Source organism: Streptomyces sp. WZ.A104, from assembly GCF_002382885.1.
Classification (GTDB): Bacteria; Actinomycetota; Actinomycetes; order Streptomycetales; family Streptomycetaceae; genus Streptomyces.
On record NZ_NWVL01000010.1, the window covers coordinates 19,690 to 39,716 of the forward strand.

Annotated in this window: 20 protein-coding genes; 6 read left to right on the forward strand and 14 right to left on the reverse strand. The window is 70.9% G+C overall.

All coding sequences use genetic code 11. The features are described from left to right. Window positions 1–98 precede the first annotated feature (98 nt). From CIB93_RS07555 to CIB93_RS07560, 3 genes are read left to right on the forward strand one after another with little or no spacing between them, the layout of a single operon-like run. Window positions 99–1,406 carry a serine/threonine-protein kinase gene (locus CIB93_RS07555; protein ID WP_143660009.1) on the forward strand — a complete coding sequence of 436 codons (1,308 nt, stop codon included), beginning with the start codon at window positions 99–101 and terminating at the stop codon, window positions 1,404–1,406. Further along, a complete protein-coding gene (locus tag CIB93_RS37780; RefSeq protein WP_179500020.1) occupies window positions 1,393–1,791 on the forward strand; it encodes a hypothetical protein in 399 nt (132 codons plus the stop codon). Before CIB93_RS07555 ends, CIB93_RS37780 begins: the two co-directional genes overlap by 14 nt. Next, window positions 1,775–2,899, forward strand: a complete 1,125-nt coding sequence (locus tag CIB93_RS07560; RefSeq protein ID WP_179500021.1) for a caspase family protein — start codon at window positions 1,775–1,777, stop codon at window positions 2,897–2,899. The genes CIB93_RS37780 and CIB93_RS07560 overlap by 17 nt, the downstream gene beginning before the upstream one ends. Before the next feature lie 54 nt (window positions 2,900–2,953). Here the strand turns inward: CIB93_RS07560 and CIB93_RS07565 are convergent, their stop codons facing one another. The 7 genes from CIB93_RS07565 to CIB93_RS07595 all read right to left on the reverse strand — a co-directional run bounded on the left by CIB93_RS07565 (window position 2,954) and on the right by CIB93_RS07595 (window position 10,190). After that, complete coding sequence (locus tag CIB93_RS07565; protein WP_096625344.1) at window positions 2,954–3,955, reverse strand: TIGR03842 family LLM class F420-dependent oxidoreductase; 1,002 nt, start codon at window positions 3,953–3,955, stop codon at window positions 2,954–2,956. Between the two features lie 33 nt (window positions 3,956–3,988). Further along, on the reverse strand, window positions 3,989–5,389 hold the full coding sequence (gene hydA / locus CIB93_RS07570) for a dihydropyrimidinase (RefSeq protein ID WP_096625346.1): 1,401 nt from the start codon (window positions 5,387–5,389) through the stop codon (window positions 3,989–3,991). 103 nt (window positions 5,390–5,492) lie between these two features. After that, window positions 5,493–6,776, reverse strand: a complete 1,284-nt coding sequence (locus tag CIB93_RS07575) for an aspartate aminotransferase family protein (protein ID WP_096625348.1) — start codon at window positions 6,774–6,776, stop codon at window positions 5,493–5,495. Next, the gene (locus tag CIB93_RS07580; RefSeq protein WP_096625350.1) at window positions 6,773–7,615 is read right to left on the reverse strand and encodes a nitrilase-related carbon-nitrogen hydrolase; all 843 of its coding nucleotides are present in this window, start codon (window positions 7,613–7,615) and stop codon (window positions 6,773–6,775) included. Before CIB93_RS07580 ends, CIB93_RS07575 begins: the two co-directional genes overlap by 4 nt. 199 nt (window positions 7,616–7,814) lie before the next feature. Continuing rightward, complete coding sequence (locus CIB93_RS07585) at window positions 7,815–9,320, reverse strand: hypothetical protein (RefSeq protein WP_096625352.1); 1,506 nt, start codon at window positions 9,318–9,320, stop codon at window positions 7,815–7,817. A 180-nt stretch (window positions 9,321–9,500) separates the two neighbouring features. After that, on the reverse strand, window positions 9,501–9,881 hold the full coding sequence (locus tag CIB93_RS07590) for a PPOX class F420-dependent oxidoreductase (protein WP_096625354.1): 381 nt from the start codon (window positions 9,879–9,881) through the stop codon (window positions 9,501–9,503). 39 nt (window positions 9,882–9,920) lie between these two features. Next, complete coding sequence (locus CIB93_RS07595; RefSeq protein ID WP_096625356.1) at window positions 9,921–10,190, reverse strand: helix-turn-helix domain-containing protein; 270 nt, start codon at window positions 10,188–10,190, stop codon at window positions 9,921–9,923. A gap of 73 nt (window positions 10,191–10,263) precedes the next feature. Between CIB93_RS07595 and map the strand changes: the two genes are divergently transcribed. Further along, the gene (map, locus tag CIB93_RS07600) at window positions 10,264–11,031 is read left to right on the forward strand and encodes a type I methionyl aminopeptidase (protein ID WP_096625522.1); all 768 of its coding nucleotides are present in this window, start codon (window positions 10,264–10,266) and stop codon (window positions 11,029–11,031) included. Window positions 11,032–11,139: 108 nt separating this feature from the next. Here the strand turns inward: map and CIB93_RS07605 are convergent, their stop codons facing one another. Continuing rightward, a complete protein-coding gene (locus CIB93_RS07605; protein ID WP_096625358.1) occupies window positions 11,140–11,853 on the reverse strand; it encodes a glycoside hydrolase family 75 protein in 714 nt (237 codons plus the stop codon). A gap of 70 nt (window positions 11,854–11,923) precedes the next feature. After that, on the reverse strand, window positions 11,924–13,741 hold the full coding sequence (gene ggt, locus CIB93_RS07610; RefSeq protein ID WP_096625360.1) for a gamma-glutamyltransferase: 1,818 nt from the start codon (window positions 13,739–13,741) through the stop codon (window positions 11,924–11,926). Between the two features lie 105 nt (window positions 13,742–13,846). Here ggt and CIB93_RS07615 point away from each other — a divergent pair, with 105 nt between their 5' ends. Continuing rightward, window positions 13,847–14,596: a hypothetical protein gene (locus CIB93_RS07615; RefSeq protein WP_096625362.1), complete on the forward strand. Its 750-nt coding sequence runs from the start codon at window positions 13,847–13,849 to the stop codon at window positions 14,594–14,596. Window positions 14,597–14,777: 181 nt separating this feature from the next. Further along, window positions 14,778–15,959: an Ig-like domain-containing protein gene (locus tag CIB93_RS07620; RefSeq protein ID WP_373558722.1), complete on the forward strand. Its 1,182-nt coding sequence runs from the start codon at window positions 14,778–14,780 to the stop codon at window positions 15,957–15,959. 212 nt (window positions 15,960–16,171) lie between these two features. Here the strand turns inward: CIB93_RS07620 and CIB93_RS07625 are convergent, their stop codons facing one another. From CIB93_RS07625 to CIB93_RS07645, 5 genes are all read right to left on the reverse strand, one after another. Next, window positions 16,172–17,059, reverse strand: a complete 888-nt coding sequence (locus tag CIB93_RS07625; protein ID WP_096625364.1) for an amino acid ABC transporter permease — start codon at window positions 17,057–17,059, stop codon at window positions 16,172–16,174. Next, entirely contained in the window at window positions 17,056–17,700 is a 645-nt protein-coding gene (locus CIB93_RS07630) for an amino acid ABC transporter permease (protein WP_096625366.1), read from the reverse strand. The genes CIB93_RS07625 and CIB93_RS07630 overlap by 4 nt, the downstream gene beginning before the upstream one ends. Window positions 17,701–17,716: 16 nt before the next feature. Then, complete coding sequence (locus CIB93_RS07635) at window positions 17,717–18,646, reverse strand: glutamate ABC transporter substrate-binding protein (RefSeq protein ID WP_096625368.1); 930 nt, start codon at window positions 18,644–18,646, stop codon at window positions 17,717–17,719. A gap of 11 nt (window positions 18,647–18,657) precedes the next feature. Next, the gene (locus CIB93_RS07640; RefSeq protein ID WP_096625370.1) at window positions 18,658–19,401 is read right to left on the reverse strand and encodes an amino acid ABC transporter ATP-binding protein; all 744 of its coding nucleotides are present in this window, start codon (window positions 19,399–19,401) and stop codon (window positions 18,658–18,660) included. Between the two features lie 149 nt (window positions 19,402–19,550). After that, entirely contained in the window at window positions 19,551–19,991 is a 441-nt protein-coding gene (locus CIB93_RS07645) for a DUF6278 family protein (RefSeq protein ID WP_096625372.1), read from the reverse strand. Between the last annotated feature and the right edge of the window lie 36 nt (window positions 19,992–20,027).

Sequence of the window (20,027 nt, forward strand, 5' to 3'; positions counted from 1 at the left end):
CACCGGTCCGGCCGACATGCCGGGTGCCCGGATCCGGTTGCCTTGCTCCCCGTTGCTGGGACAGGATCGTCCGGGGGGCCATCACCGGGGGGGTGCACGTGTCGGGCAGGGAAGTGATCGGCGGGCGCTATCGCCTGCGGCGGCTGATCGGCGCCGGAGGCATGGGTGTGGTCCACGAGGCCAAGGACCTGGTGCTCGACCGCAGGGTCGCCGTGAAGATCCTCTCCGTGGCGGCCTCGTCGACGGACACCGAGCGGCTGTCCGAGCGGTTCCACCGGGAGGCCCGGGCCCTGGCACGGATCGCCGGCGACGGCGCACCGGCGCTGTACGACTTCGGCATACTCGACGGCTCCCCGTACCTCGTGATGGAGTATCTCGACGGCGTCGACCTGCAGACACTGGTGGCCCAGCGGGCGCGATTACCGGACGCGGCCGCCGTCGGCATCGGGATCGGGGTCTGTGCCTGCCTGGCGGCCGCCCACGAAGCGGGTGTGCTGCATCGCGATGTCAAGCCGTCAAATGTACGGATCACCTCTCAGGGACGGGTCGTCCTGCAGGACTTCGGACTGGTCCGCCTGACCGAGGACTCGGTGACCACCAAGGTGGGCGCGCTGGTCGGCACCCCCCGGTACATGGCTCCGGAGATCATGCGGGGCGAGCGGCCCGGACCGACGAGCGACCTCTACGGCCTGGGCATGTGCATGTATCTGATGCTCACGGGTGAGCCGCCGCTCGCGGAGGTCGACGACGTCGGGGCCGTCGTGGAACGTGCTGTCGACGAGGGCGCGCCCCGGCTGGCCCGGAGCCGTCACCGTATTCCGCCGCAGCTGGCGGAGTTCGTTGATTCGCTCTCCGCCCGGGAACCGTTCGAGCGGCCGCAGAGCGCTGCCGCGGCGCTCGCCGACCTGCTCGCGCTGCGGACGGAGCCGGACACCGCCCGGCTCCTCGGTGAGCTGGTGCGGCGGTCCGTCCGCGAGGACGCCGTCCGACAGGTTCACCGCCCTCCCGAGGCCGAGACCTCGTATCCGGAGTATCTGGACGCCGCCCTCCCCCAGGGACCCGTGGTGGAACTGCGGCCCGATCGCGTACTGCCGCTGTCCCTCAGCGAGGTGACCCGTCAGACCGTCCTGGGCAGCATGACCGCGGAGAACGCGCTGTCGCGCCAGCGGGAGGCCGTCAATCTCGTCCTGCGGGGAGAGCTGCAGGAAGCCGCTCACATGCTCGCCTCGGTGGTTCAGGTCTGCACGAGGACACTCGGCGCCTCCCACCCCACGACGCTCACCTCCCAGTACTGGCAGGCCGTGTGCCTGGCGAGACTCGGTGCCCGCGAGGTGGCGCTCGCACTGTTCTCGGGGGTCGGCGCCCGGGCTGAACGGAGAAAGGACCCATCAGGTGACCAAGGTTGAGGTACGCGTCGTCGGGAACGAACACGCCGAGGGCGGCGAGGCCGATCTCCGCTCGCTGCTGCGCTGGGTGGATGCCGAGGACTCGCTGCGGCACGAGGTGAAAGGCAGGATCGCGAGCGGCACGACGGCACCACCCGGCTCCATGGGTACGGGGTTCGATGTCCTGGAACTCCTCATCGGCTCGGGGCTGTCCACCGGAGCCCTGGTCGTGTCTGTGGCCCAGTGGCGCGCATCGCGACGCAACCGGCCCGCGATCACCCTGCGGAGGGGAGAGGTCGAGGTGGAGATCCCGGCGAACGGCGTTTCGGCCGACATGGTGGAGCGCATCGTCACGCTGCTCGACCGGGAAGCGGACGGCAACTCCGACGATGACCAGGCTTCCTGACCCGGCCGCGTCCCGGGCCGTGCTCATCGGCACGCACTCCTACCGGAGCCTCGAACAACTGCCTGCGGTCCAGGCCAACTTGCGCGACCTGTCCGAAGCGTTGCGGGACGCGATGCTCTGGGGTCTCCCCGAACCGCACTGCACGGTCGTGCTGGATCCCGAGGACGGTTCGGCCATGCTCGATCCGGTGCACAGCGCGGCGGAGGAGGCCACCGACACCCTCTTCGTGTACTACGCGGGGCACGGGTTGCGCGACGCGGACACCGCGGACCTCTATCTGGCCCTGACGGGGTCGCGCGAGAACACCGGTTACACGGCGGTGGCCTTCGAGCATCTGCGGGCCGCCATCCGTTCGTCCAGGGCCAGGCGACGGGTGATCGTGCTGGACTGCTGCTTCAGCGGGCGGGCCGCCCGCACCCTCGCGGGCGACGCGGACACGCTGGCCGGCCGGGTGGCGGTCGACGGGGCCTACGTACTGACGGCCTCCCCGAAGGACAGACTCGCCCTGGCCCCGGAGGGCGAGGTCCACACCGCTTTCACGGGCGAGCTGCTCCATCTGATGCGGACGGGGGTGGCCGACGGGCAGGAACTCATCGACCTCAACACCATCTACCGGGTGCTGGACGAGCGGTTGCGGGCGAAGAACCGGCCGAAACCGCAGCGTTCGCAGGAGAACGACATCGGGCGTCTCCCCCTGATCCGCAACCGCGCACGCGCCGAGCGCCATGTCCCGGCGGGCCCGGTCGTGGACGCCGACGTCCGCGCGGCGCTGGTCGCCGCCGGACTGAACCTGGCGCGTCTGCTGCGCACCGAGGGACGCAACCGCGACGCCCTGCCCATCCTCCGGCTAGCCCTGGGCGAACAGTCCCCGGGCGGGAAGAGCCACGCCTTCGCCGTACAGCTCGAACTGGCCGAGGCCCTGGCCGACGCGGGTCAGCTCAGGGAGGCGATCGAGGTCCTGGAACAGGCGTTCCACCAGACGCACAAGACACGCGGCTCGGAAGCCGTGCTGGTCTGCCGCAGGCTCGCCGGTCTGCTCCAGGAGTCCGGCAACCACCTCCAGGCCTGCGAGGTGCTCGAACACGCCCTGGACCTCGCCCAGGGCTGACGCCTCCGCCCGCCCGGCTCCGGCGGGCTCTCCTCCGGGGGCGCGGTCAGTCGGTCAGCCGGTCAGGGCGGGGATGATCGCGGCGCCGTACGCGTCGATCGTCGCCTCCCGGGCATCGTGCATGTTGTAGACGGCGAACTGGTCGACGCCCAGGTCCCTCAGGTGGAGCAGCTTCTCGATGTGCGCCTCGGCGGGACCCAGCAGGCAGAACCGGTCCACGATCTCGTCAGGCACGAAGGCGGTGTCCGGGTTGCCGGAGCGCCCGTGGTGGCTGTAGTCGTAACCGTGCCGGTCCTTGATGTACGCGGTCAGCGCCTCGGGCACCAGACCCGAGTGCTCGCCGTAGCGGGCGACCAGGTCCGCGACGTGGTTGCCGACCATCCCGCCGAACCACCGGCACTGCTCCCGGGCGTGGGCGAGGTCGTCGCCGACGTACGCGGGCGCGGCGACGCAGATGGTGACGGCGTCGGGGTCCCGTCCGGCGTCGGCCGCCGCGTCCCGTACCGCCTTGATCATCCACTCGGTGAGGAAGGGGTCCGCGAGCTGGAGGATGAACCCGTCCGCCTTCCGCCCGGCCAGGGCGAGGGCTTTGGGCCCGTACGCCGCCATCCACACCGGCAGCCGCCCGTCCTTCACCCAGGGGATCTGGAGCGGCTGCCCGTCGACACTCGCCTCCCGGCCCTCGGCGAGGTCCCGGATGACGTCGATGGCCTCGCCGAGGCGGGCCAGGGTGTTGGGGCGGCGGCCCGCGACGCGCATCGCGGAGTCGCCGCGCCCGATGCCGCAGACGGTGCGGTTGCCGTACATGTCGTTGAGGGTGGCGAAGGTGGAGGCGGTGACCTCCCAGGTGCGGGTGCCCGGGTTGGTGACCATGGGGCCCACGGTGAGGCGTTCGGTGTGCTCCAGGATGCGGCTGTAGATGACGAACGGCTCCTGCCAGAGCACCGCCGAGTCGAAGGTCCAGCCGTAGCGGAAGCCGTTTCGCTCGGCGCGGCGCATCAGGCCGACGACGGCCGAGGCGGGCGGGTCGGTCTGGAGGACGAGTCCGAAGTCCATGACGGGATCTCCTATCCAGGTACTGACAGGCGGCTAGTCCAGGTACTGACAGGTGGCGCGGGGGGTGTACATGCCGTGTCCGGCACGGCCGGTGAACTTCCGTCCGTCGATGACGGGTTCGCCGCGCGAGAGGACGGTCTCGACCTGTCCGGTGATGCGTTTGCCCTCGTACGCCGAGTAGTCGACGTTCATGTGGTGGGTCTCGGCGGAGAGGACGTGCTCGGCGGCCGGGTCGTAGATGACGATGTCCGCGTCGGCTCCCGGGGCGATGGTGCCCTTCTTCGGATAGAGGCCGAACATCCGGGCCGGGGAGGCGCAGGCGATCTCGATCCAGCGGCGGCGGGTGATGTGCCCGTCCACCACGGCCTGGTGCAGCAGGTCCATGCGGTGCTCGACGCCCGGCATGCCGTTGGGGATCTTGGAGAAGTCCCCGCGGCCCATCTCCTTCTGGCCCGAGAAGCAGAACGGGCAGTGGTCGGTGGAGACGACCTGGAGTTCATTGGTGCGAAGGCCCCGCCACAGGGCTTCCTGGTGCTCCTTGGGGCGCAGCGGGGTGGAGCAGACGTACTTGGCACCCTCGAAGTCCGGCTCGGCGAGGTTGTCGGTGGACAGGAACAGGTACTGCGGGCAGGTCTCGCCGTAGACCGGGAGGCCCCTGTGGCGGGCGGCGGCGATCTCCTCCACGGCCTCGTCGGCGGAGACGTGGACGACGTAGAGGGGAGATCCGGCGACCCGGGCGAGCTGGACGGCGCGATGGGTGGCCTCGGCCTCCAGGGCGACCTTGCGGACGTCTCCGTGGTAGCGGGGGTCGGTGCGGCCGGCCGCGAGCGCCTGTTCGACCAGGACGTCGATGGCGATGCCGTTCTCGGCGTGCATCATGATCAACCCGCCGTTTCCCGCGGCTTGTTGCATGGCCCGCAGGATCTGGCCGTCGTCGGAGTAGAAGACGCCCGGGTAGGCCATGAACAGCTTGAAGGAGGTCACCCCTTCGGAGACGAGGCGGTCCATCTCCTTGAGCGAGGAGGGGTTCACGTCGGCGAGGATCATGTGGAAGGCGTAGTCGATGGCGCAGTTGCCGTCGGCCTTCCCGTACCAGGAGTCCAGCCCTTCGCGCAGCGAACGGCCCACGCTCTGGATCGCGAAGTCGACGATGGTGGTGGTGCCGCCCCAGGCCGCGGCCCGGGTTCCGGTCTCGAAGGTGTCGGCGGCGTACGTTCCGCCGAACGGCATCTCCATGTGGGTGTGGGCGTCGACGCCGCCCGGGATGACGTACTTCCCGGTGGCGTCGATCCGCCGGTCGGCGCTCCAGCTCCCGGCGGCGTCGGTCCCGTGGGCGGCGAGCGCGGCGATGCGGCCGCCCTCGATGAGGACGTCGGCGTGGATCTCGTCGGACGCTGTGATGACCAGGCCGCCGTGGATGACGGTTCGGCTCATGGGTTCCTCCTCACTGCGGGGCGCCCCGCCGGCCTCCTGGGCGTACGGCGGGGCCGCCCCGCACGGCGGTCGATACGTGCGGCGCACGGGTCTGCGGGGCGGGTCAGCCCGCCGCGTGCAGGGCGTCCGCGAGGATGGCCGCGCCCTCCTCCGCCTCGGCGACGGTCAGGGTCAGCGGCGGGGCGATCCTGAGCACGCTGGTGCTGTGGCCGCCGCCCTTGCCGATGAGCAGTCCGCCCTCCCGGGCCGCTTCGAGGACGGCTGCCGCGGCTTCCGGGTCAGCCTCGTCGGTGCCGGGCTTCACCAGCTCGACGCCGATCATCAGGCCCCGGCCGCGCACTTCGCGTACGGCGGGGCAGCCGGCGGCGATGCCGCGCAGCCGTTCGATGAGGAGCCCGCCGACACGCCGCGCGTTGCCCTGGAGGTCGTGCTCCAGGAGGTACGAGAGGTTGGCGAGCGACGCGGCCATGGTGATGGGTGAACCACCGAACGTGGAGATGGAGTTGGCGTCGAGGCAGTTCATCACCTCGGCGCGGGCCACGACTCCGCCCACCGACATGCCGTTGCCGATGCCCTTGGCGAAGGTGAGGATGTCCGGCGGGCCGTGCTCCGCGTGCGCCTGCCAGCCCCAGAAGTGCTCGCCGGTACGGCCCCAGCCGGTCTGGACCTCGTCGGAGATCCACAACACACCGTGCCGGTCCAGGACTTGGCGGAAGGCGGCGAACAGCCCGTCGGGCGGCGAGGTGAAGCCGCCGACGCCCTGGATGGGTTCGGCGATCAGGGCGGCGGGGCGGCGGGTGTGCCCGAGGAGGTCTTCCAGGTCGGCGACGCACGCCTTGATGAAGCGCTCGTCACTCAGCTCGGCGTACGGCCCCCGGCTGCGGACGCCGCCGTGGACGTACAGGGTCTGGAGCGGGGAGAGATTCGTCGGCGACCAGGCCTGGTTGCCGGTGATCGAGACCGTCGAGAACGACCGGCCGTGGTAGCTGTTGCGCATCGCGAGGATCTGGTTGGACCGGCGGTACGCGGTGGCGAGCAGCAGCGCGGTGTCGTTGGCCTCGGTGCCCGAGGTGGTGAAGAAGACCCGGGCGTCGGGGATGCCGGAGAGGGTGGCGATCCGCTCGGCCATCTCCACCATGGGGCGGTTGAGGTAGAGGGTGGAGGAGTGGACGATCCGCCCGGCCTGCTCTGCGACCGCCTTGGTGACCTCGGGCAGGGCGTGGGCGGTCATCGTGGTGAGGATGCCGCCGAAGAAGTCCAGGTAGCGGTTGCCGTCCGCGTCCTGGACATGGCGGCCCTCGCCGTGGGTGAGTTCGATGGGGTGGCGGTAGTAGAGGGCCAGCCATTCGGGGCTGACGGCGCGGTGGCGGTCGTACAGTCCGGTCACGGCTCCACCAGCCCGTCGTAGGCGTCGGGCCGCCGGTCCCGGTAGAACGCCCACTGCTGGCGGACCTCCTCGATCAGGCCGAAGTCCAGGTCTCGGACGAGGAGTTCCTCCTCCTTGTCACTGGCGACGTCGCCGACGAACTGGCCGCGCGGGTCGACGAAGTAGCTGGTGCCGTAGAAGTCGTTGTCGCCGTACTCCTCCTGGCCGACGCGGTTGATCGCGGCGACGAAGTACTCGTTGGCGACGGCGGAGGCCGGCTGCTCCAGCTGCCAGAGGTAGCTGGAGAGGCCGCGCGATGTGGCCGACGGGTTGTAGACCAACTGGGCTCCGTTGAGGCCCAGTTGCCGCCACCCCTCGGGGAAGTGCCGGTCGTAGCAGATGTAGACGCCGACCTTGCCGACGGCAGTGTCGAAGACGGGCCAGCCGGCGTTGCCGGGCTTGAAGTAGTACTTCTCCCAGAAGCCCTTGACCTGCGGGATGTGGTGCTTGCGGTACTTGCCGAGATACGAGCCGTCGGCGTCGATCACGGCCGCGGTGTTGTAGTAGAACCCGGTCTGCTCGATCTCGAAGACCGGCACGACGACGACCATCCCGGTCTCCCGGGCCAGGTCCCGCATCCGCCGGACGGTCGGCCCGTCGGGCACCGGTTCGGCCCAGCGGTAGTGCTCGGGCTCCTGGACCTGGCAGAAGTAGGGGGCGTTGAACACCTCCTGGAAGCCGATGATCTTCGCCCCCTGCCGGGCGGCCTCGCGCGCGTGCTCCTCGTGCTTGGCAATCATGGATTCGGTGTCGCCGGTCCAGGTCGCCTGGACGAGTGCGGCGCGTACGACGTGGGACATGAGCTGCTCCTTCGACGCGGCGTCAGAGAGCCTGCACGCGTTCTCTACGCACGTAGATCGGTGCATGGATGGAGAACGTAAGCCCCGTGGTCCGGCGGGGCAAGACCATCGCCGTGAACCGACGGAGTCGATCATGTTTCGCACCCGAGCGGTCCACAACGGACGCGGTACCGATCGGCGGGCAGCACGCGCCGGGCGTTCAGACCCCCGGCACGCCCGCCACGCGCAACGCGTGCACCAGGTCCCACTCCCGCTCCGCGGACACCTCACGGGCGGCCGCCAGGAGGAGGGGCAGCAGCCGGGTGTCACCGCTCCCGGCGAGGGCGGCGGCCTCCTGCGGAGTGCGTACGCGGATGAAGGCGCCGAGCAGGTCCCGCGCCTCCCGTTCGTGGCCCGCGCCGTCCAGGGCGAGCGCCGCTGCGGCCACCTCGGCGGCGGGCCGGGCCACTCCCTGGCGCAACAGGAGCCCGCAGTCGTCGTCGTGCCCCGCGGCGGCCAGCGCGCCCGCCGCCGAGGCGAACCCGGCGGGCGGCAGCGAGGACACCTCCCAGAGCAGGGTCGTCCAGTCGGCGGAGAGGCCCGCCCGGTACAGGGCGACCGCGAGCACCGGCAGCCGGGCCGCGGGCCAGGCCGCGACCTCGCAGAGCACCACGTGCGCCTCGCCACTGCGGCCCTCGGTGCGCAGCCGGACCAGCCGGGCGACGGCGGCGGCCACGGCCTGCCCGGCGGCCGGGTCCGGCAGGGCGTCCGGCGTACGGTCCCGCCCGGCCCGGTCCCGGCCCTCACGATCCCCTCCGCCCTCATCGCCCGCGCCACCGAAGCGGGCGCCGCGCGGGGCAAAGGCCCCGGGCCGGGCGGGGGCGGGCAGCACGGGCACCGGCGAGGGGGCGTAGCCGGTCGCCTCGTCGTCGACCTCCAGCCCGGCGAACCGGGCACCGCGCGGCTTCTTGCGCGAGGGCTCGGCGGCGGGGGCCACAGGCACGGCGGGCGCCACGCGCGGGCGACCGGGCGCAGGGGCGTCGGGCGCAGGGGCCGGGTACGCGGTCGGGGCAGGGGCCTCAGGCGCGGAGGAATACGCATCGGCCGCCACCCGGGGGTGGCCGACGGCAGGCCCCTCCGGCCCGGAGACATCCGCATCGGGCGTGACGCCCGGGCGACCAGGGGCGGGGGCGGGGGCGGGCTGCGTATCCAGTGCCGGGGCAGGTTCGGCGTACGCGTCCGGCACCGTCACCGCCGCCAGCCGCTTGCGCAGTTCCGCGCAGCGCGCCGAGGCCCGCGCGTGGTCGTCGCGGGCCCAGGCCAGCGCCTCGGGGTCGGCCGGGTCCGTGTCGTCGGCCCCGGCGTCGCGCAGCCGTTGTGCCGCCCGGCCCTGCTCGCCGATCATCAACTCCAGCCGGTGGACGAGCTCCTGGCGTCCGCCGGGCCGCCGGTCGTGGGCGGCGGCGGAGGCCGAGTAGAGGGCGGCCGCCCGGACCGAGACCTGCTCGGCGAAGCGTGCGCCGTGCAGCGCGGCCAGGTCCGCGAGCAGGGACTCGACCACGTCCCAGGGCGGGACCTCCACCCCGTCGAGGCAGGACCGCATGCCCGCCGGGTCGCGCCGGACGAAGACCCCGTACCAACCGCGCCCGGGGTCCAGTCGCGCCGCCAGATCGCGTAGGTACCGCGCGAACTCTCCTACTTCCAACTCCTGCTGATACACCGTCATCGTCGCCCTCGCCGACCGTCGACCGGAGCCCTCCGGTCCGGAGGCATTCGACCGCAGGTGTGTTACGGGACGGCTACGCGCAGCTTTCGGGCACACTGCGGCGGGAGCACGGCAGCCGCGCCGTGCGCCCCCCGCGCGCTCCGATGAACGGCCCCGGAAGGCGCGGAAGCCACGGAAGACTCAGAAGGTGACGGCGACACCGGTGTGCGGGCGCTTGCCGAGCCGGGCGACCATGGCAGGCCAGTCGACCAGCCAGAACTTCCACGTGTACTTGCGGGCCAGCAGCTTGCGCACCGCACGGGTCGCGTCCTCGTCGAGGAGCGTGGCGGTGCCTTCGGCGCTCGGGGCCCCATCGGCGATCCGGCCCCGCACATCGCAGACGGTCACGACGACCTTGCTGTTGTTGCGCAGCCGCTTGACCTTCCACGAGTCGGAGCGGGTCCAGACGTACAGCACACCACCCTCGGCGGCCGCCCAGACGGGCGTAGCGACGGGTGTGCCGTCCTTCCGGTAGGTGGTCAGGCTGACGTATTCGCTGCGGGCGAAGTCCTGGAGAGTCACGGGCGCGACCCTACGCCCTGCGCGCCTCCGGAGGGGGCACTACGCGATCAGCGGCACCGCGGCCGGTTCCGGTGCGCAGCCGCCGAGGATCTCGTCCAGGGAGAGGCCCAGCGCACCGGCGAGGGCAGCCACGGTGAAGAAGGCCGGGGTCGGGGCGCGGCCGGTCTCGATCTTGCGGAGGGTCTCCGCGGAGATTCCGGCGCTCGCGGCGACGGCCGCCATGCTGCGCTCCCCGCGCGCTTCGCGGAGCAGCAGGCCGAGCCGCTCGCCGCGCAGGCGCTCTTCGGGAGTCAGGGGGGTGCGGACCATGCGGCCACCCTACCACGGTGCACCATTCCTATACCGTCATTACTATACCGCTTCGACCGGTATAGTAATGGGCATGGTTCACATCAAGACAGACACCGACATCGAAGCGATGCGCGAGGCCGGCCGGATCGTCGCGCAGATCCTGACCCGTACGCGGAAAGTCGCGGCGGTCGGCGTGACACCGCGCCAACTGGACGAGGCGGCCCGCGAGGTGCTGAGCGAGGCCGGCGCCTCCTCGCCGTTCCTGAACTACCGGCCCCACTTCGCCTCCACGCCCTTTCCGGCCGTCGTCTGCGTCTCGGTCAACGACGCGATCGTGCACGGCATCCCCTCGGCCGAGCCGCTGCGGGACGGGGACCTGGTCAGCGTGGACACGGGCGCCCTCCTCGACGGCTGGGCGGGCGACTCGGCGGTCAGCTTCACCGTGGGCCGCGCCCGCCCCGCCGACACCCGGCTCATCGCCACCGCCGACCGGGCCCTGGAGGCAGGGATCGCCGCGGCAGTGGTGGGCAACCGCATCGGCGACATCGCCCACGCGATCGGCACGGTCTGCCGGGACGCGGGCTACGGGATCATGGAGGGCTACGGCGGGCACGGGATCGGCCGGTCCATGCACGAGGACCCGCCCGTGCCGAACGAGGGACGCCCGGGGCGCGGCATGCCGCTGCGGCACGGGATGGTCCTGGCGATCGAGCCCATGCTGATCGCCGGCGGCGGCGACGCGTTCCGCGAGGACCGGGACGGGTGGACCCTGCGGACGGCCGACGGCACCCGGGCCGCGCACAGCGAGCACACGGTGGCGGTCACCGACGGCGGTCCGCGGGTCCTGACCGCGCTCTGACGCCGCTCTGGCCGGGCACCCGGCCGGGCTCCGACTGGGCTCTGACCGGGCACCGGCCGGGCCCGATCGACCGAGGAACCGCCTCCGGGACACCCCTCGGAAGCACCTTCAGGAGCGCCCCACGAACTCCCTCGCCAGCTCCTCCCCCCGGCTCCGCGCCTTCGCACGGCTCTCGATCGGGGAGATACGGGAGTCCTTGAACGCGATGTACGTGACCCCGGACTCGGCGCCTCCGCTCACCGGGTCGGGGTCGATGCCCAGCGTCCTGGCCATGGCGTACGACGCCTCCCCGATGATGCCCCTGGGACCGGTGTCCCCGATGACGCCGTACCGCACCAGGTCCCCGTACACGACCGCGACGACGCTGCCGCCGCCGAGCCCCGACTTCCGGTAGTCCCACACCTTGCCGGGGGCGGGTACCACCACATGGGGGAGTGCGGCCGAGTCCAGCGGTTCGCCGCGGGAGGACGTGAACGCGGTCTCCGGCAGGAAGTAGGGGTCCGTCTTCAGGTTGCACTCCTTGGTCTTCCGGCCGTCGCAGTCGATGTCCATGTCCGCCTTCCAGAACACGGCGTCCTGGGTGCCGCAGACGGAGACCGTGGCCTTGGGGCTGCCGCTGTCCGTGCGGTACTCGCCCTTCGAGATCCGCGTACAGGAGCGGACCTCGGCCAGCAGCTCGGCGGCGGTCACCTCGGTCGCGTCCACGGCCGAACCCTCCGGGGCGGCCCTCTCCGCGTCACTGGCGGCCGCCGGCAGCGCCGCCGCCGCGAGCAGCGCGGCGCCGCAGGCGGCGGAGGTCAGGGCGAGCATTCGGGTGCGCATGGTGCGGATGGGCCCTTCCCGTAGAACGAGGGGCCCGTGCGGGTCGCCGCCCCTGCTTCGTCCGGCCGGCTCAGCGCCTGCCGCCCGGATGCACCACCATGGCCGAGCCGCCGCCCCGGCGCACCTTTTCCGCCGCCGCGAGCCATCGGCCGTCGGGCAGCCGCTGCACGCCGGTGGCGGCCCCGATCTCCGGGGTCTGCTTGAAGGCGTGGCCGAGCCCCTCCAGCTCCGTGCGGACCGCGCTGTTCCACAGGTCCGGCTCGATGTCCGTCGTCGCCGTGTTGCGCTGGCTGGCGCGCGGCGCGGCGATCGCGTCGACCAGCGGGAGCCCCCGGTCCAGGTGTCCGGTGAGCGACTGGAGGACGGTCGTGATGATCGTGGCCCCGCCCGGTGTGCCGAGGGCGAGGACCGGCTTGCCGTGCTTCAGCACGATCGTCGGCGAGATCGACGAGCGCGGGCGCTTGCCGGGTCCCGGCAGGTTCGGGTCGTGCACGGCCGGGTCGGCGGGGGCGAAGGAGAAGTCGGTGAGTTCGTTGTTGAGCAGGAAGCCGCGGCCGGGCACCGTGATGCCGCTGCCACCGGTGGACTCGATCGTGAGGGTGTAGGCGACGACGTTGCCCCACTTGTCGGCGGCCGTCAGGTGGGTGGTGCTCTCCCCCTCGTACGTCGTCGGAACGGCCGCGCCACCCCTGCCGCACCGTTCGGGGTTCCGCGGGTCGCCCGGCGCCAGCGGGCTGGTCAGCGCCTTGTCGTCGCTGATCAGGCACTCCCGGGCGTCCGCGAAGCGCTGGCTCAGCAGCTCCTTCGTGGGGACGTCCTCGAACGCCGGGTCGCCCACCCAGCGGCCCCGGTCCGCGAAGGCGATCCGGCTCGCCTCGATGAGCCGATGCAGATACCGGGTGGGGTCGGCCCGCGAAAGGTCGGTCGACTCAAGGATGTTGAGGGCCTCGCCCACGCTGGTGCCGCCGGACGAGGAGGGGGCCATGCCGTAGACGTCCAGGCCCCGGTAGTTCACCCTGGTCGGGTCCTTGAGCAGGGTCCGGTAGGAAGCGAGGTCCTTGCGGGTCAGATCGCCGGGCCGCACCACCCGGGTGGCGTCCGGGTCGACCGGCGGCTTGCGTACGGTACGGACGATGTCGTCGGCCAACTCGCCCCGGTACAGCGCGCCGACCCCTTCCCGGCCGAGCTTCGCGTACGTACGGGCCAGGTCCGGGTTCTTGAACACCGAGCCGACGACGGGGAGTTCACCGCCCGGGAGGAACAGCTTCGCGGAGGCCGGGAAGTCGGCGAACCGGGCCCGGTTGGCGGCAGTCTGCGAGCGGAAGGTTTTGTCCACCACGAACCCGTCCCGCGCCAGGCGCTCGGCCGGTTTCAGCAGCGTACGCAGGGACTTGCTGCCCCAGGCGTCCAGCGCCCGTTCCCAGGTGGCCGGGGTGCCGGGGGTGCCGACGCCGAGGCCGCTGGTCATCCCCTCCGCGAACGGGATGGGCCTGCCGTTCTCCAGGAAGAGGGAGGCGTTCGCGCTGCGCGGGGCTGTCTCGCGGCCGTCGATGGTCTGGACGGCGCGCTTCCTGGCGTCGTAGTGGACGAAGTAGCCACCACCGCCGATGCCCGCCGAGTACGGTTCCGTCACCCCGAGGGCCGCCGCGGTGGCGACGGCCGCGTCCACCGCGTTGCCGCCCCTGCGCAGGACCTCGATCCCGGCGGCCGACGCGTCCCGGTCGACGCTCGCCACCGCTCCCCCGTAGCCCACCGCCACCGGGGACTTGGGCGGAGCGGGGTGCGGGGCGGTGGAGGGCGCCGAGGCCGCCGGGGCGGCGGCCCCCACCGAGGCGAGGACGGCCAGGACGGCCAACAGGGACGTGTTCCGGCCGACGGAACGGCGCATACGTACCTCCAGTCAACGGATCTCCGCCGCAGGGTAGTCCCGGCGGAGCCGGATCGTCAGGACCGCCTCGAACGGTTACCCGGATGACCGATACCATGCGCGCCCATGACGGACGACGTGCGCAACATCGTGCTGGGCGTGATAGCCGCCGGTTTCAGTACCTCCCTGGGCTGGCTGGCCCGGACCTACCTCTGGCGGCGCAAGCTCCGCCGCAAACAGGCCTTCTTCGGGCTGCCACGCAACTCCGAGTGCCTGCTCGTCGTGAACCGGTACGCGGGCGCCGACGGGTCCGTGCACCGCCACGACGCCTTCGCCCTGCTCGAACTCTCCGCGCTGATCAAGGACTGCGGGGCGCATGCGCAGATCGTGACCCACGACACGGCCCAGCAGGGGTTCGGGGAGCGTACGGAGTTCTGCGTCGGCGGCCCGATGTCCAATCAGCGGATGGCGGCGCATCTGCGCACCCTGCTGCCCGGGGTCCGGATTAACGTCGAGCAGGACCCCGGCCCGGACCGGGTCGCCTTCCGGATCGGGGCGGAGCGCTACCGGCTGGAGCCCGGAACCTCGGAGTACGTCCTGCTCGCCCGGCTGACGGGCGGGCAGGACGCACGTCCGGTCTTCGTGTTCTGCGGGCAGCGGGCCATCACGAACCAGGCGGCGACCCGCTATGTGGCCCGCAACCACGAGAAGCTGCTGCGCAAGCACGGCAACAAGTCGTTCTGCCTGCTGCTGAAGGTCGTCAACTCCCAGGCGTACGGCCCCGATGTGGTCGAGGTCGTCGGCGATGTGACGCGCGAGGCACAGGAGCCCGCGCCGAGCACCGGCACACCGGCGTCACACCGGGCGAGCAGCTGAGCGCCGCACTCCGCTTCCGGCGGTGAGATTTTCCGCTCCGGACGGAACCCGACATGGGCGAATTGGCCTCTGACCAGCTGAGTGTCCTGCCTGGGAGGTTTCGTTGAGTTCCGCACGCCCGTCACGTTCCGCACGCCCCGCACACCCGTCACGCTCCGCGCGCCTGTCGCGGTCCGCGCGCCTGTCGCGGTCCGCGCGCCCCGGCATCCGACGTACCGTTCTGGCCGGTCCGGCGGCGCTCCTCGCCGCCGCGCTCACCGGCTGCTACGCCGGTGGCTCCACCTCTGCCGAGGACGCCCCCGATGCGGCGCCCGACACCAGCATCTCGGTGAACCTCAAGGGCAAGGCTGCGGCGCCGGGGCAGCCGGTGAAGGTGACCCTGGCGCACGGGAAGCTGAAGTCGGTGGCGGTGACGGCGGGCGAGAGCGGCGCGCTGACCGGGAAGATATCCGCCGACGGCCGGACCTGGATATCCGAGCGGGTAGCCGCGCCGGGCACCGCGTACACGGTGCGGGCGAAGGACTCCGACGGCGGCAGTGACCAGGCAGTCTTCACCACCGCCGGGGCCGAGAAGGTCAACAAGCTGTCGCTCGCGCCCGGGAAGAACACGACCGTGGGCATCGCCCAGCCGCTGTCCGTCGTCTTCGACCACCCGGTGAAGGACAAGGCGGCCGTGGAGAAGGCCCTCAAGGTGTCCACCTCCAACGACACCGAGGGCTCCTGGGGCTGGCTCCGGGACTACTCGGGCAAGGACCGTGTCGACTGGCGGCCGAAGGAGTACTGGAAGCCCGGCACGAAGGTCACCCTGGACGCGCAGCTGAACGGCATCGACACGGGTACGGACGGCGGCTGGTTCGTCCGCGACTACACGACGACGTTCACCATCGGCGCGGCCCAGGTCGTCAAGGTCGACCTCGACCGGCACCGCCTCGCCCTGCACCGGGACGGGAAGCAGGTCCTGGACATCCCGATGTCGGCGGGCACCCCGGGCGGTGAGAAGGCGTCCTGGCGGGGCACGGCGGTCCTGATGTCGAAGGAGGGCACGATCAACATGCGCTCCGAGACGGTGGGCCTCGGCGACGCCTACGACAAGATGGTCGACTACTCGATGCGGCTGACGTGGTCGGGGATGTACGCACACGCGGCCCCGTGGAACGCGGGCTATTTCGGCCAGGCCAACCGGAGTTCGGGCTGCGTCGGAATGAGCGACGCGAACGCCGCCGCGCTGTACGGACAGGTGCGGGTGGGCGACCCGTTCGAGATCACCGGCGCGGACGCCAAGGGCACCGTCGCCGAGGGCAACGGATACGGCGCGTGGAACGTGTCGTGGGCCGACTGGCAGGCGAAGAGCTCCCTGAAGTGAAGTAGCCGCGCGGGACGCCACGGTCACCGGCAGGAAGTCGAGCGGCACCCTCGTCGCGTTTCTCCACGACGTGGGGCCGCTCGGCGTCTTGCATCGAGCACAACCCGACCGGCGCGCAGCTGACCTTCTCCTCGCCCGGTACGGACCCGGGTCATCCCGGTCCCGCCGCGCGAGAAGTGATCACCGACTGCTGCCGGGCGGGCACTGCCCGGCTACTGCCCTCCCGGCAGCAGCGTCCCTGGTTCGGCCGGGTCCACCTCGACCGCTTTGGTCTTCAGGTTGCGCCGCTGCCTCCTGGCCACCCAGGTGGCGAACCACGAGAGCAGCATGCACATCCCGATGTAGATCGGAGAGATCACCATCACCACGGGGATGAAAGGAAGATCGTAGTCGAGATTCGACGCGATCAGCTTCCCCGCGTGGAGGAATTCCTCATAGGTGATCAGATAGCCCAGTGAGGTGTCCTTGAGCGCGACCACCAGCTGACTGATGATGGTCGGCAGCATCGCGCGTACCGCCTGCGGGGCCAGGACGAAGGTCGTGACCTGCGTCTTGCGCATTCCCAGCGCGTACGCGGCCTCGCGCTGGCCCCGGTCCACGGAGTTGATCCCGGTCCGGAACACCTCGGCGAGCACGGAGCCGTTGTAGAGCGTCAGCCCGGCCACCAGGGCGGGCAGCGCCTGCACCTTCAGCGCGACGAAGATGAAGAAGATCATCACCAGCACCGGCATGGCCCGGAAGAACTCGACCAGCACGGTGGAGATCCAGCGGACCGGCCGGTGCACGGAGAGCCGGCCGACCGCGAGGACCGCTCCCAGCGCGAGGGAGAGGACCGCGGCGTACGCGAAGGCCTTGAGGGTGTTGCCGAGCCCGCGCAGCAGCAGTTCCTGGATGCCCGCGTATGCGAAGGGCCGCCACTTCTCCGCGGTGAACTGGCCGGTGTCGAACAGCAGATAGAGAATCCAGGCGAACAGCCCGAGGATCACCGCCGTCGAGGCGAGCCCGTAGGTGAGGTGCCGCTTGCGGGCCACCGGGCCGGGGATGTCGTAGAGCGCGGTGGCCGCGGGCAGCGACGGCTTGCGGGTACGGGTGGTGGTCATCGGGCGACTCCCCAGCGCTTCTCCATCACGTTGAACAGCGCACTGATGGTCAGGGTGATGATCAGGTAGCCGACGGCGATCCAGATGAAGGTCCAGATGATGCTGTAGCCCAGCTCGTTGAGCGTCTTGTAGGTGCCGAGCAGCTCGGTGACGCTGAACGCCCCGGCGATCGCGGAGTTCTTGGCCAGCGCGATCAGGGTCGAGCCGACCGGCGGGATCACCGACCGGAACGCCTGCGGCAGCACCACGGTGCTCAGGGTCTGGCCGAAGTTCATGCCGAGGCTGCGGGCGGCCTCGCCCTGGCCCTTGGGCACGGTGTTGATGCCGGAGCGCAGCACCTCGCAGATGAACGCCGAGGTGTAGCAGCCCAGCGCGATGACCGCGAAGGCCTGGAACGGCAGGACGAGCCCGAAGCGGGGCAGGCCGAGCAGGACCGCGAAGAACAGCAGCGTCAGCGGGGTGTTGCGGAGCACGGTGACCCAGACGGTGCCGAAGACCCGGAAGGAGCCGACGGGCGCGACCCGGAAGGAGGCCATCAGGAAGCCGAGGACGAGCGCCAGCGCGGAGGCGTAGACGGTCAGTTCGACGGTGCCGAGGAAGCCCTCGCCGTAGAGGGAGAAGTTGTCTGTCAGTACATCCATGAGTGGGGCCGTCCCCTCAGTTCGCCGGGTAGCGGTCGATGGGCGGCGGGGTCGGCGCGGGCACTCCGGAGAGGCCGAGCGTCGCTTCGAACGCCTTCTTCCAGTTGCCGTTCTCCTCGTTGGCCTCCAGGGCGTCGTCGAGGGCGAGCCGCAGGGCGTTGTCGTTGCGCGGGACGCCGACGCCGTACGGCTCCTCGGAGAACGGCCTGCCGACGACCTTCATCTCGTCGGGCGCCTTGGCCGCGAAGCCCAGCAGGATCGCGTCGTCGGTGGTGACGGCGTCGACCTGGTAGGTCAGCAGGTTGTCGACGCAGATGGAGTACGTGTCGTAGGCGACGAGCACCGCCTTGGGGAAGTCGGCGGCGATGCGCTGGTAGGGCGTGGAGCCGGCGGCCGAGCAGACGGTCTTGCCGTCCAGGTCCTGGGGGCCGCTGATGTCGTCCTCGTCGGTACGCACCAGCAGGCCCTGGCCCGCCATGTAGTACGGCCCGGCGAAGCCCACGAGCTTCTTGCGCATGTCGTTGATGGTGTAGGTGCCCACGTAGTAGTCGATCTGGCCGTTCTGGAGGGCGGTCTCGCGGTTGGCGGAGGCGATCGTGCGGAAGCTGATCGTCTTCGGCTCGAAGCCGATCGAGGCCGCCAGCATCCGGGCGATCTCGATGTCGAACCCGGAGTAGATCCCGCTCGCCGGGTCCTTCTCCCCCAGGTACGGCTGGTCCTCCTTGGCGCCGATCACCAGGTGGCCGCGCCGCTTGGCCTTGGCCCAGGTCGGTGATTCGGGCAGCTCGAAGCCGGTGTCGACCTCGTACACCGGCAGGGCTTCGAGCCTGGGGCCCTTGACCGGCGGGCTTCCGTCCTTGCCGCAGCCCGCGGCGAGTGCGGCGAGCAGGAGACCGGTCACGAGGGCGGCGGCCCGGCCCGTACGCGAGTTCCTCGTACGCAACATGGAAAGCCCCCTCAGTGCTTGAGGATCTTGGACAGGAAGTCCTTGGCACGGTCGCTCGACGGGGACGTGAAGAAGTCCTCCGGGGTGCGGTCCTCGACGATGCACCCGTCGGACATGAACACCACGCGGTTGGCCGCGGAGCGGGCGAAGCCCATCTCGTGGGTGACCACGACCATGGTCATGCCCTCCCGGGCGAGCTGCTGCATGACCTCCAGCACTTCGTTGATCATCTCCGGGTCGAGCGCAGAGGTGGGCTCGTCGAAGAGGAGCGCCTTGGGGTCCATGGCCAGGGCGCGGGCGATGGCCACGCGCTGCTGCTGGCCACCGGAGAGCTGGGCGGGGTACTTGTCGGCGTGGGCGGAGAGACCGACCCGCTCCAGCAGCTCCCTGGACCGCGCGTCGGCCTCGTCCCGCTTGCGCTTGCGTACCTTGAGCTGCGCGAGGGAGACGTTGTCCAGCACGGTCTTGTGGGCGAAGAGATTGAACGACTGGAAGACCATGCCGACTTCGGCGCGGAGCTGGGCCAGGCCCTTGCCCTCCTCGGGGAGGGGTCTGCCGTCGATCGTGATCCGCCCGGACTCGATCGTCTCCAGGCGGTTGATCGCCCGGCAGAGCGTGGACTTCCCGGAGCCGGAGGGGCCGATGACCACCACCACCTCCCCGCGGCCGACGGTGAGATTGATGTCCTGAAGTACGTGCAGCTCTCCGAAGTGCTTGTTGACGTCCCTCAGTTCGATCAACGGATCGTCGGCCATGCGCTGCCCTACCCACTTGTCGCTGTGTCTGTCGCTGTGTCGAGGTCAGCGCAAACTATCCATCCCGATAAGGGACTTCGCAGCCGACACGCGCAAATGGTGCAATAAGGCTGTTTATCTAGATTAGGTGACGGGAGACGGCTCGCCGGTCAGCTCTCGGCGGACTCCGCGTAGACCTGGGACAGCTCAGGGCTGCCCGACATCGCCCAGTCGAGACCGGCCGCGACGACGTCGATCTCCCGGCCGGAGATCAGCCGCACGACGGGGCGGCCACTCGGCCAGATGTCCCACGAGGCACCGGCGACGGTCCGCACGATCACCGTGCCGAGGTAGAGACCGGCGTCGTTGCCGAGCCAAGGCAGCTCCTCCGGATCCTCGCGCCAGCGGGGCGGCAGCTGGTCGAGCGCGGACAACGAGGCTGGGGTGTCGTCGAGTTCGAGTCCTTGCTGCCCCGCCCGGACACGCAGCAGTTCGCACTCGGCGAGCAGTTCGGCCACACCGTCGGGATCCGCCTCGACGGCGGCCGCGAGCCCGCTCCCCTGCGTACCGCCCTGACGCTTACGCCAGTTGTCCAAGAAAGGGATGTTCATACCACTAGGGTCCCATCCCGGCCAGGTTCCGCACCA